Source organism: Lentimicrobium sp. S6 (genome assembly GCF_013166635.1).
In the GTDB taxonomy this organism is placed as follows: domain Bacteria; phylum Bacteroidota; class Bacteroidia; order Bacteroidales; family UBA12170; genus UBA12170.
Genome location: NZ_JABKBZ010000105.1, coordinates 1 through 12,804, shown reverse-complemented (window position 1 = coordinate 12,804; position 12,804 = coordinate 1). Strand labels below are relative to the sequence as shown.

Annotated in this window: 7 protein-coding genes; 3 read left to right on the top strand and 4 right to left on the bottom strand. The window is 36.5% G+C overall.

Going from position 1 to position 12,804, the window contains the following annotated elements; genetic code table 11:
- The first annotated feature begins 443 nt into the window (after positions 1 to 443).
- On the top strand, positions 444 to 854 hold the full coding sequence (locus tag HNS40_RS20540) for a GIY-YIG nuclease family protein (protein ID WP_253916454.1): 411 nt from the start codon (positions 444 to 446) through the stop codon (positions 852 to 854).
- A 323-nt stretch (positions 855 to 1,177) separates the two neighbouring features.
- On the opposite strand, the gene HNS40_RS20535 is transcribed toward HNS40_RS20540, so the two are convergent.
- Both HNS40_RS20535 and HNS40_RS20530 read right to left on the bottom strand, forming a co-directional pair.
- Entirely contained in the window at positions 1,178 to 2,656 is a 1,479-nt protein-coding gene (locus tag HNS40_RS20535) for a polysaccharide biosynthesis C-terminal domain-containing protein (RefSeq protein WP_172284485.1), read from the bottom strand.
- 625 nt (positions 2,657 to 3,281) lie between these two features.
- The gene (locus tag HNS40_RS20530; protein WP_172284484.1) at positions 3,282 to 5,231 is read right to left on the bottom strand and encodes an ABC-F family ATP-binding cassette domain-containing protein; all 1,950 of its coding nucleotides are present in this window, start codon (positions 5,229 to 5,231) and stop codon (positions 3,282 to 3,284) included.
- A 334-nt stretch (positions 5,232 to 5,565) separates the two neighbouring features.
- On the opposite strand from HNS40_RS20530, the gene HNS40_RS20525 reads away from it, so the two are divergent.
- On the top strand, positions 5,566 to 5,784 hold the full coding sequence (locus tag HNS40_RS20525) for a hypothetical protein (RefSeq protein ID WP_172284483.1): 219 nt from the start codon (positions 5,566 to 5,568) through the stop codon (positions 5,782 to 5,784).
- Positions 5,785 to 6,084: 300 nt separating this feature from the next.
- Here HNS40_RS20525 and fumC read toward each other — a convergent pair whose 3' ends face one another.
- Together fumC and HNS40_RS20515 are read right to left on the bottom strand one after the other, a co-directional pair.
- On the bottom strand, positions 6,085 to 7,479 hold the full coding sequence (gene fumC / locus HNS40_RS20520) for a class II fumarate hydratase (RefSeq protein WP_172284482.1): 1,395 nt from the start codon (positions 7,477 to 7,479) through the stop codon (positions 6,085 to 6,087).
- A gap of 20 nt (positions 7,480 to 7,499) precedes the next feature.
- Positions 7,500 to 7,844 (bottom strand): arsenate reductase family protein, encoded by a 345-nt coding sequence (locus HNS40_RS20515; protein ID WP_172284481.1) that lies wholly within the window; start codon positions 7,842 to 7,844, stop codon positions 7,500 to 7,502.
- A gap of 692 nt (positions 7,845 to 8,536) precedes the next feature.
- Between HNS40_RS20515 and HNS40_RS20510 the strand changes: the two genes are divergently transcribed.
- On the top strand, positions 8,537 to 12,804 hold a 4,268-nt coding region (locus HNS40_RS20510), incomplete at its 3' end, for a SprB repeat-containing protein (RefSeq protein ID WP_172284480.1).

The following is a 12,804-nucleotide window of genomic DNA, read 5'->3' as shown; positions in this document are numbered from 1 at the left end:
GTGCTTGAAGATAAAAACACCTTTGTATTAAAAAGAGTAAAAAACAAAGAAGTCAGAAAGAAATAGTCTTGTAATCATATGTATATCTGTAACTTAAAAAAATAGACAGCTTAAGTTAACGCTAATGCCCTTCAGGGCTTATATACTGCGGAGCTTGGCTATAGACTGATAGGATTTAAAGGCGCATTTTAATTAGTTCTCAGAATGACTGCTATTTTAGATTTCTCCTCCTCTTAGGTTCGTCAAAATGACATTTTTGGATAACACAAGGGAAAGGATTTCTCAGTCGAAGCACGCTTCTCCTTCGAAATGACATTATCGGGTAGTGTAAAAAAGGGCGCACAAACACCTCTTTAATTTTAGTTGGGATTGTGCGCCCTCTTCTAGACCAAAACAGCTTGTCATTTCGACGGAATGAAATGGAGGAGAAATCTGTAATTATTATGAAGAGATTTCTTCCTGCAGTGGTAATGACTTTTCATTTTGATTTAAGGAAGCAAAAGAGAAGTCCAAAATATCTTTTACCTTTATATAAACAAATTATCATGAAGTTCTATTTCGTTTATATCATAACCAACCTTAACAAAACGGTTCTCTATATAGGAATGAGTAGTGATATTAAGAGAAGGATTACTGAGCATTCGAAAGGATTAATTGAAGGTTTTAGCAAAAAGTACCATTGCAAATATCTTGGCCATTATGAAAAATATGAAACACCATCTGAAGCTATATCAAGAGAAAAGCAAATCAAAAAGTGGAATCGTAAAAAGAAAGAAGCCCTTATAAACGAAAACAATCCAGATTGGAACTTCTTAAATGATATGATTTTCAGGGTGGATGATGAATACTTATAAATAGAATGAGATTTCTCCCTACGGTCGAAATGACACTGAATCATAAGGTGTCAAGCAAAAGGGCGCAAAAATACTTCTTTAGTATTAGTTGGATTTGTGCGCCCTTGGCCTCCCCCTTAAGCCTTAGATAAATGTCATTTCGACGGACTGCAACAAGGGAGAAATCTCCTTTAATAATGAAGACAGATTAGATTTCTCCTCCTCTTCATTTTGAAGGAGAAGCTTTGGCTTCGACTAAGAAATCTTAAAAATCTAATATAATTGTTATTAAAGAATTGTAGGAATTAGAAACAAAACCAATTTTACAATTGATATAGTAAAGGCTATGCCTTATTAAAGTATTTCTTCAATAAAGCTTTGTTCTCATAAACCAAAACCCCAAAGCTAAACAGGATAAATATAATGATGCGGCCTAGAAGGTTCCATTCCAGTTGAGCACTCAATACATACAAAGCAACTACAATAATAGGATAAGCAATCATAGAATTTACCTTATAGGGAATAGGATAATGCTTTCGTCCTATGACATAAGAGAGGATGGCAGGAATAAGATAAGCGATAAAAACCGACCAAGCTGATCCAAGCATCCCATATTTAGGAACTAATATAAAATTGAGGACAATAGCAACCATGGCTCCGATCACACTAAACCACGCACCATACATGGTCTTGTCGGTGAGTTTATACCAAAAGCTTAGGTTATAATAAATACCTAACATCAAATTCCCCATGAGAAGAATGGGCACTACCATAATTCCATCACGATAAGCGTTTCCAATAAAATATTGGATAATATCGATAAAGAACATGGCTCCAAGGAAGATAAGAGAACCAAAAATCACAAACCAATGCATGACTAATGCATAAGTTTGCTTGGCATCTTTATTTTTAGCTTCTGCAAAAAAGAAAGGATCGGCGGCATATCTAAAAGTTTGAATAAACAGCAGCATAATCACTGCTATTTTTGCATTGGCACCATAGATTCCTAACTGCTGCATCCCAGCTTCTCTGCCACCAGAATATAAGATAGGAAGTAATATTTTATCCAAGGAAATAGGAATGAGTCCTGCAATATTTACCATTAAAATAGGTAATGCATAGGGCATCATTTTTTTCCAAATGGCAGTGTTAAAACCAAGTTTTACATACTTGTAAATAGGAAGCAGAAACGCGAATGTAAGTCCACTAGCTACCAAATTAGAGATAAAAATATATTGAACTAAATGATCGGCTTCGAAGAATGAATGAATCCAGCTGAATAAAAAATGGCTTTCACCTTCAGCTATTACCTTTGGACAATACAGAATAAAAAACAAGTTGAGTCCTAAGTTGACAAATATATTGATGAGCTTTAGGCTAACAAAACGAACAGCTTTGTTTTTCTGACGTAAATAGGCAAATGGAATAGCACTTAATGCATCAAAACTAATGATGATAATAAACCAATTGATAAAATGTTGATGGGACTCATAACCTATGCTTTGTGCTATTTGAGTCCTAAAAGTCCAAGATAAGGCTAAGAAAATTAGGCTGCTGACCAATAAAGAAATGGAAGAAGTAGAGATGACTTGATCTTTGTTTTTTTCCGTTTCCGAAAAACGAAAGAAAGTAGTTTCCATTCCATAGGTGAGTAATGCAAATAAAATGGCCACATAGCTAAATAATTCGGTAACCATGCCGTATTCACCAGTGGGAAGGTTATAGGTATATAATGGAACCAAGAAGTAGGTGAGGAGTCTACCTACGATACTGCTTAATCCATAAATGGCCGTTTGACCCAAAAATCTTTTTAATGCACTCATAAGGCTGCAAAGGTAGCTTTTTCCTGTTTTCCTTACTCGTTTTTCTGCAAAGCTAGTATGTTTAATTGGTCAAGGAAGAAAGGATGGTTTTGATTCTATCTTTTGATAGAATGATACCAACTAAGTTTTGGTAATGATTGACATATAGGATTGAAGAAACCACTATGTGTAAGGTAATTTTTTGATTACCCTAACATAAAGGGAACAAAAAGGCAGCAACTATTGTCTTCTATTGAGTAATCAAGGGAGAAGGACTTCGTATCATGGTGAATAATAATGAAGCTTTTACATAATGAGTAATATTAAAAATACAGTTTTCAGACTCCGCAAAGTTTATAGTCTTTCGAAGAAAGACCATGACCGCCTTTGAGTAAAGGTGTTAAGCGGAGGAAATATGTTGGAGGAAAAGAAAACAATTCTGTTCGACGCTCGTTAGAAATCTTCCATAGGAAGTTTCTAAAAGTAGGAGTTTATTGTTTTCCCGGAAATATATTTTCGGAGTAGCCTTTAATCAACAGCGGTAGTTTTTACTACACTTTTTTGAAAAAGTGTAAAATGATTAGATTTTGGTTTTCTATAAAGAATCAATGATTTATAATTCTTAATTTTTTGAGCTATCAAAAAATTAAGACAATTCCTCTTCTTTAATCTCCAATTCCTCCAAGCCAGTCTCCCAGTCTTCCATTTTTTGCTGAAGTTGTTTTTTTAGATCCGTATAATTTTTAAAGAATTCAGGATCAGAGACCAATCCAGGGTGTTCGTCAGGGGCAGCTAATTTAGCATCTTGCTTCTCAATTTCTCCTTCCAGCTTAGCTATCTCGTCCTCTAGCTTACTAACTCTATTCTGGATTTTCCGAAGCTCTTTCTCATTTTCTTTTCTTTGCTGGTAGTTGATCTTATTTTGAGAATCCTCTTTTTGTTTTTTGCCTCCTCCGCTACTTAATCCTTTATTCAGGTCGCCGAGTTTTTCTATTCTTCTTTTCTCTAGAAAGTCGCTCACATCACCAATATGATTTTTAACATGGGCTTTCTTAAACTCGATTACTTTATCTGTTAATCCTGCTAAGAAATCTCTATCGTGAGAAACGATTATCAAGGTTCCCGTGAAATTGAGCAGGGCATTTTTGAGGATGTCTTTCGATTTTAAATCCAGGTGATTGGTAGGTTCATCAAGTACTAGTAAATTATAGGGTGTTAAGAGCATTTTAGCCAAAGCGAGTCTCGATTTCTCCCCTCCACTAAGCACCTTCACAGGCTTGTCAATATCTTCACCACTAAACAAAAAACTACCCAGGATATCGCGTATGCGTTTTCTAATTTCACCAGTAGCCACATCATCAATAGTTTCAAATACTGTTTTTTTAGGGTCTAGAGTATCGGTTTGGTTTTGGGCATAATATCCCAATAATACATTATAACCAATTTTCATCTCCCCTTCGTAATCCAGCTCATTTACTATGATTTTGGAGAGGGTAGATTTCCCCATTCCATTCTTGCCAACAAAGGCGATTTTTTCCCCTTTTAGTGCCACAAAATCCAAATCCTTCAGCACTTCGTTATCGCCGAATGATTTTTGTAGATTGTTGGTTTCTATGACAATTTTCCCACTTGGAGGTGCTTCTTGAAAACTAAAATTAATAGCTGAGCGATCGATAGAATCTACTTCGATTTTATCGATTCTATCCAGCTCTTTAATTTTGGATTTAACTTGTTTGGCCTTGGTATTCTTATATCTAAAACGCTCAATAAAGCGCTCAATTTGCTGTAATTGTTTTTGCTGATTGGTAAAGGCATTTATTTCCCCCACCATTCTCTCCTCACGCTCAATCACATATTTGCTATACGACATTTTATAGTCGTAGGCTTTTCCTTTGGTAATTTCTATCGTTCTAGAAGTCACCTTATCGAGGAATGTTCTATCGTGAGCCACCAAAATAATAGCGCCAGGGTAGGTTTTTAAAAAATCCTCTAACCATTCTATCGATTCAATGTCGAGGTGGTTAACCGGCTCATCTAGTAAAAGGATATCGGGTTTTCTAAGTAAGAGCTTGGCGATTTCGACCCTCATACGCCATCCACCACTAAATTCGCTTAATGGGCGATCAAAGTCGTCTTGAACAAAGCCCAAGCCTTTTAATATTTTCTCAATCTCAGCTTCTTTATTATCTCCTCCAAGAATTTGAAAATGCTCGTTGGCTAAAGTCAGCTTGTCCACGATTTTCATATAATCGGCACTCTCGTAATCTTCACGACTCATCAAACTCTCGTTCAATTTATCAATCTCATCGCTCAGTTTATTGATTTCGTCAAAAGCTTTCTGACTTTCCTCAATCACCGTTAGTTTAGAAATGTTTTTAACCTCCTGAGGAAGGTAGCCAATCTTTTTATCATTTGGGATGATGATTTCTCCAGTTTCGCATTCTTGTTCACCAGCAATGGTTCTCAATAAAGTAGTCTTGCCACTTCCATTATCACCCACCAATCCAATTCGATCACCGGGGTTGATTAAAAAGTTGATTCCTTCGAATAATACATTACCCGAAAAAACTACAGAAACATTGCTAACAGAATACATTTGGCTATTTTTCTGCAAAGAAAAGAAATTATGGGGAATTGTCTAGGAGGATGTACTTAAAGTGTCTAAAGTATGTTAAAGTATTTAGAGTACTTAAAGTGCCTAAAGTAATTAAAATTGAAAGTTGGTGTTTTATTGATAGAATCTCCTTTTTTTGGAGGATTTAAGAGATGAGAGCTAGAGATCGCGTCCCTGTATGTAATACATTTACTCTAGAGCTCCGATCGGTGTATTAACGATGGAATGCAATTCCATCTAAGCTGTTTCTTTGAGTATTTGTTTGAGTTATTGCACAAAGGGACACTAAGTAGCCACGAAAACCACAAAGAAGATTATGTGTTTTCTTTGCTTGGTGTCTTTTGTGCCTCTTTGTTATTCCTCGCAAGGTTATGATATTGATTTAGATGTAAATGAAAAACCACATTTAACTTGGAGAGAACAGATTGAACAAGCCGGAGCCCTACTTAGTAGGACCTATTACAACGCACAGAGTGAGGATGGTGGGATACACCCACCTATCTGGGAGATGGTAGAAACAACCAAAGAATTATAATTTGCAATAGGAGTTAATTAAGACGCTTTATGATGGCGAAATGCTATCAGGAAATCATCAATTAAAATGGGCCCTTCTAAATGAAAGCAGACAGTTAAATTCTGGTTTGTATTTCATACGATTACAAACTGATCATACTATATCAACTCAAAAGCTTGAATTTATAAGATAAAACTGAATTATTAATCTAACATTAGGCCAGAAGTAGCTATGATAGCATACTTACCTATGCGGGATTCACAAAAAAAAAGCGTCCCAGAATATATCCAGAACGCATTTCAATATTTTATTTGAGAAATACTATCTATGGCCAAGCATTTTATTAGGGTCAACTATTTCAGTAAATTCAGCATCAGTTAAATAACCTAAAGCTAAAGTAGCTTCTCTTAATGTAGTACCTTCTTTATGAGCTTTTTTAGCAATAGCAGCTGCTTTTTCATATCCAATATGAGTATTTAGAGCAGTCACTAACATTAAAGAGCTTTCTAATTTGTTTTCAATAACTGGAAGGTTGGCTTCTATGCCTACTGCGCAGTTTTCGTTAAAAGAAACACAAGCATCACCAATCAATCTACCCGCTTGTAATAAGTTGGCAATCATTACTGGTTTAAAAACATTCAACTGAAAATGACCTTGCATTCCACCTGCTGTAATAGCAGCATCGTTACCAATCACCTGAGCACAAACCATAGTTAGGGCTTCGTTTTGTGTTGGATTTACTTTGCCAGGCATAATACTAGAACCTGGCTCGTTTTCTGGTAATTTAATTTCAGCTATAGAACAACGAGGGCCAGAAGCCAATAAGCGAATATTGTTTCCAATATGCATTAGACTTACGGCAATCGTTTTTAAAGCTCCAGAAGTCTCAACAATAGCATCGTGAGCAGAAAGGGCTTCGAATTTATTTTCAGCAGTAACAAAAGGAAGTCCAGTTAATTCCGCAATAGTTTCTGCTACTTTTTGAGCATAGCCTGCAGGAGTATTTAATCCAGTTCCAACTGCAGTTCCACCTAAAGCCAATTCAGCCATATGAGGAAGTGTAGCTTCAAGTGCTTTTATTCCATGATCCAATTGAGAAACATAACCGCTAAACTCATCCCCTAAAGTAAGAGGTGTTGCATCCATCAGGTGGGTTCTACCCGTCTTTACAACATTCTTATATTCTTCTGATTTTGCTGCTAAAGTATCTCTTAATACCTTGATTCCAGGAATGGTAGTCTTCACTATCATCTGGTAAGCCGCAATATGCATGGCTGTGGGGAAAGTATCATTAGAGGATTGTGATTTGTTCACGTCGTCGTTGGGGTGAATGAGCATTTTACCTTCGCCTAATGTATTTCCTAGAAGTACGTGAGCACGATTAGCAACTACCTCATTCACATTCATATTAGATTGCGTTCCAGATCCTGTTTGCCAAATGACTAATGGAAATTGGTCGTCAAGTTTACCAGCTATAATTTCATCTGTAGCTTTCACTATGGCATTCTTTTTTTCTTCAGCTAAAACACCCAAGGCATGATTGCTAATAGCGGCAGCTTTTTTTAAATATCCAAAAGCATGTACTATCTCTAGAGGCATACTAGCGGCTGGACCAATTTTGAAATTCATTTTTGAACGTTGAGTTTGTGCGCCCCAATATTTTTCAGCTGGTACTTCCACATTACCCATGGTGTCTTTTTCGATTCTATATTTCATTTCTTGTATTTTATGGTTTGTTAAAATAATTCTTCAATATTCTCAGCAGGGTCACCCCAAACGGCTTTCCCATCTTTTATAATAATAGGTCGTTGAATCAGCTTTGGATTTTTCACCATGAGCTCAATTAATTGCTCATCGCTAAATTCTTTGCCCTTTATTTCTTTTTTGAAAACATCCTCTTGTTTTCTAATCATCTCCATGGGTTTTTTCCCAAGAAGATTTAAGGTGTCATTTAAACTTTCAATGGTGAAAGCATCCTCTTTTAAATACTCTTTAATCTCGAAATCAGAGGTTTTGTCACTTAGGAACTGTAAACCAGCTCTAGACTTTTTACAACGGGAGTTGTGATAAATTGTTATCATAAGGTCTTTTTTTTGAAGTTTCAAAGGTAGCAATTATTGCTTATTTTTAGAGGAGTAGGAGAATGATTTTTTTCACTTAAGAATTTGAACTACATGTTTCATTTTTTTCTATTTTTATTGACATTTTGCAAAATGATTCTATTTATAAGCATTTGATATACACTATGGGGTATAGTTTAAAAGTCAAAATTAGATTTTCGTCAAAAAAAAGTATATTATTAATATCGATTGCAAATGATCAAAAATACTAATATGATGGCTAAGCCTTTATTTATATATGGTTTTGGAATACTTTTATATACTCAGAGTAAATTAGATTTTCGCTAATGAAATGATCAAACGTAGGTGTTTGTTGAAAATACGTAATTTGATATGTGATTTAGCTTGTTAGCTGTTAAAATCTAGTTAATATTTACGCTTAATAAGTTTTTGTGAACGATTATCCAATGAATGGTGTGTTTTGAATAATCAAAGCTTCCGTTCCTATCCTATTTATTACATTTGTACTAACCAAAATTAATAGAAATGATTTTTTTACAATAGAAATGTCAAAATCAAATCAAACTCAATCCTAATTAACCTTGTTACGCATCGTCCTCCCTATCTCGAAATAAAACTATTATAATTGAATTGAATTGGTTAAGGTGGTTCTTAATCAATATGTTATATTTATTAATTAAATTCTGTTTTTTATGAAAATCTTTACGAATGAAAACGACAGAACAAAGCTGGACGCGCCTTTTTGGCCGGATGGCAGAGGTTCTGGAGGGAAACTGGTCACAGTATTGAAGAGGCTTAGTCTTTTCTTATTGTTAATGTTTTCTGTGAACTCTGTAAATGCAATTGGTTTCGATGTAGCCATCGACAATGTGTTTCAATCTCATCCAACAGGATGTGACAATATGGATGGCTCATTCAATATTGTAGCATCAGGAGGTGGTGGTACTTATGAGTACTCTATCGATAATGGTGTGTCATGGCAAGATGCAGCCCTGTTTACTGGTTTGGGTGATAATCTTGTTTATAATGTCTTGGTAAGGGATAAAGCCAATACTGTTGATGTTATTGCTTGGGTAAACAATCCTGCAAGTATGTATAATATTGATGCCATCTACTCTCAAAATGAATATACTGTAGCTGCCTCTTGTTTTGGTGCAGCTGATGGTAAAGCAAATTTTGAAGCTGATTTTTCACATAGTGGGGGTACTCCTCCATATGCGTATACTATTTCAGGCCCTACGGTAAATACTACCGGAGCTACTAATGGTTATTTTACCGATTTAGAAGCAGGTGATTATACCATCACCGCCACAAATGGTTCATGCTCTTATACTACTGCTGTTTTAACAGTTGATGAAGCCAATGAAATTCTAATCGGAGAATCTGTAACTCACGTTACTTGTAACGATTTAACTGATGGAGCCATTGACATTACTGCTACTGATGGTGTTGGTGCTTACGATTACGACTGGACTGGTCCTAATGGTTTTACTTCTACCGATGAAGACCTAAGCGGCCTTGAGGGTGGTGATTATACAGTGGTTGTTACAGATGCAAACTCATGCTCTTCAACTGCAATTATTACTGTTGACAATCCAATTGCTCTCAGTATTACAACTGTGACTCCTAGTAATTCTACTTGTTTTGACTCTAATGATGGAACAATCTTGGTTGTTGCAACAGGTGGAACAGGAGATATTACTTATACCATAAATAATGGTGCAGACATTTCTAATATTACGGGAGACTTCTCGGGTTTAGATGATGGATCATATAACTTAACTTTAGTTGATGCAAATGGTTGTTCTTTAACCTATGCCAGCAATCCAATTGTACTTACTGAACCAGCACTTTTTGAAATTACAGATGTTGTTTCAACAGATGTTGGTTGTAATGGTGGTGCTGATGGCGAAATAGTGATTACTGCCACTGGAGGAACTACTGATTATAGTTATTCTATTGGTGGAGCTTCTCAGCCTTCTAATACCTTTTCTGGTCTTAGTGCTGCGGATTATACGGTTACTGCAGTAGATGCTAATAGTTGTAGCGCAACTTGGGCTTCTAATGATGTAACAATCGATGAGCCTACGGTTATTACGATAAGTCTTGTTGATGTTACTAATGTTTCGAATACTGGATGTTTTGGTGACGCAACAGGTGCTATCGAAATTACTGCAACTGGTGGAACTGCTCCTTTATCTTATTCTATTGATGATGGAACTTCATATCAAGCTTCTTCTTCATTTACTGGATTAGTTGCAGGGACTTATGGTATTAAGGTTAAAGATGCCAATGACTGTGAATTAAGTGATGGAGATCACGATATTGACCAGCCTACACAAATTTCTATTGGTGCTTTTGGGCCCTCTGTTGATCCTTCTTGCTTTGGAGGAAGTGATGGTGAAGTTCATTTTACATTTACCGGAGGAACAGGTACTTTAGAGTATACTATAAGCGCTGGGCCTGATGCAGGTACTGGACAAGCTACTGGTGACTTTACAGGTCTTTCAGAAGGAACATATACCGTATTAGTTGAAGATGATAATGGCTGTAGTGTTACTAGTAATGCGGCAACATTAACTGACCCAGCTGAGGTTACTTTCACTGTTGATATCACTGATGTTGACTGTAAAAGTAATGCCACAGGTTCTATAGAAGTAACTGCTACTGGTGGAAACTCTTCTTATATGTATTCTAATGATGATGGTTCAAGTTGGCAAACAAGTAATGTGTTCAATACATTAGTTGCTGGTGATTATGACATCAAAGTTAAAGATGGAAATGACTGTATGTCATCAATGAGTACAGAAACTGTTTCAGAACCAGCGTTAGATCTTGCTGTTTCAAATGATTCTCAAACAAATGTTCTTTGTTTTGGTGCATCTACAGGAGCTATCAGTGTTTCTGCTTCTGGTGGAACTGCGGATTATACATACTTATGGAGTAATTCAGAAACTACTGCTGATATTACTGGTTTAGCTGCTGGAGGATATTCTGTCCTGGTTACAGATGCTAATGGTTGTTCAGTGAGTGACTCTTGGACAATTACAGAACCTGCTTCTGCTGTTAGTGTGACTTTATCTTCATCTACCATGGTAGATTGTAATGGCAATGCCAATGGTGCATTAACTGCACTTGGTGCTGGCGGAACTATAGCTTCAGATTATTCTTATTCTTGGAGTAATGGAGCTACCACAGCAGGTATTACAGGTTTATTAGCTGGAAATTATACAGTTATTGTAACTGATGATAATAGCTGTACTACTTCTGGAACATATACTGTGACAGAACCTGTGGAGCTAGACTTTACTTCTACTGTTACTGATGTTTCTTGTAATGGATTATCTAATGGCGAAATTTTAGTTAGTGCCACAGGTGGTACAGTAGCTTATGAATATCGTATTAAACTTCAAAGCGAAACCACTTGGACTCAGCCATGGCAACCATCTAGTACTTTCTCAGGATTAGTGAGTGAGAGCTATCGCGTTAGAGTTAGAGATGCCAATGGATGTACTATTACAAAAACAGTTGCTGTTGATGAGCCTGATGTATTGGAAATTACTTCTGCTATAGAAACAGATATTTCTTGTTTTGGAGAAGTCGATGGTGAAATAGATATCACCCTTGCTGGTGGAACTGAAGCTTATACCTACGCATGGAGTACTGGTGATGTTTCTGAAGACCTATCTGGTTTATCAGCAGGTTCATATTCAGTGACAGTTACTGATGCGAATGGATGTACAACTACTGGTGGACCTTATACAATTGATGAGCCAATAGCAATTGATTTCACATTTACAACTACTGATGTAGATTGTAATGGAAATGGCAATGGAGAGATTGTTGTTGCTGCTACTGGTGGTACAGGTGCTTATGAATATCGCATCAAACTTCAAAGTGGTACTTGGGACGAAGCTTGGCAAAGCACTAATACTTTCTCTAATTTAGATGGAGAAGTATATCGTGTTAGAGTTCAAGATGCCAATGGTTGTAATACAACCAAGACAGTTACCATTAATGAGCCTGATGTATTGTCAGCTTCTGCTATTCCTTCAGATGTAACATGTAATGGTGACGCAGATGGAGCTGTTGATTTATCAGTTTCTGGTGGAACTACAAACTATACTTTCTTATGGAGCAATGGAGCAACTACAGAGGATCTTTCAGGATTATCTGGAGGAAACTTTAGTGTAACTGTAACGGATGCCAATGGATGTACAACTACATCTGGCCCTCATAGTGTTTCTGAGCCTTCAGTATTAGCTGTTATGGGTACTGAAACAAATATATTATGTTTCGGTGAGTCTACAGGTGCTATTGATGTGACCACATCAGGAGGAACCACAGATTATACTTATTTATGGAGTAATGCAGCGACAACTGAAGATATTTCAAGTGTTATAGCAGGACCATATACAATTACTGTTACTGACGCCAATGGTTGTAGTACATCTGATTCTTGGACAATTACAGAACCAGCTTCAGCTTTGTCAATATCATTAACATCTTCAACAGATATTACTTGTAATGGCGATGCTAATGGTATTGTAGATATTGAAGTAACAGGAGGAACTACAAGTTATACCTATGCTTGGAGTAACGGAGCTACTACACAAGATATTTCTAGTTTATCAGGTGGTTCTTATACCGTAACAGTAACAGATGCTAATGGATGTACTGAAACAGGTGGCCCTTATGTGGTAAATGAACCTGATGCCTTATCAGCTTCTGCTACCTCTGTATTAGATGTAACCTGTAATGGTGACGCAGATGGAGCTGTTGATTTATCAGTTTCTGGTGGAACTACAAACTATACTTTCTTATGGAGCAATGGAGCAACTACAGAGGATCTTTCAGGATTATCTGGAGGAAACTTTAGTGTAACTGTAACGGATGCCAATGGATGTACAACTACATCTGGCCCTCATAGTGTTTCTGAGCCTTCAGTATTAGCTGTTAT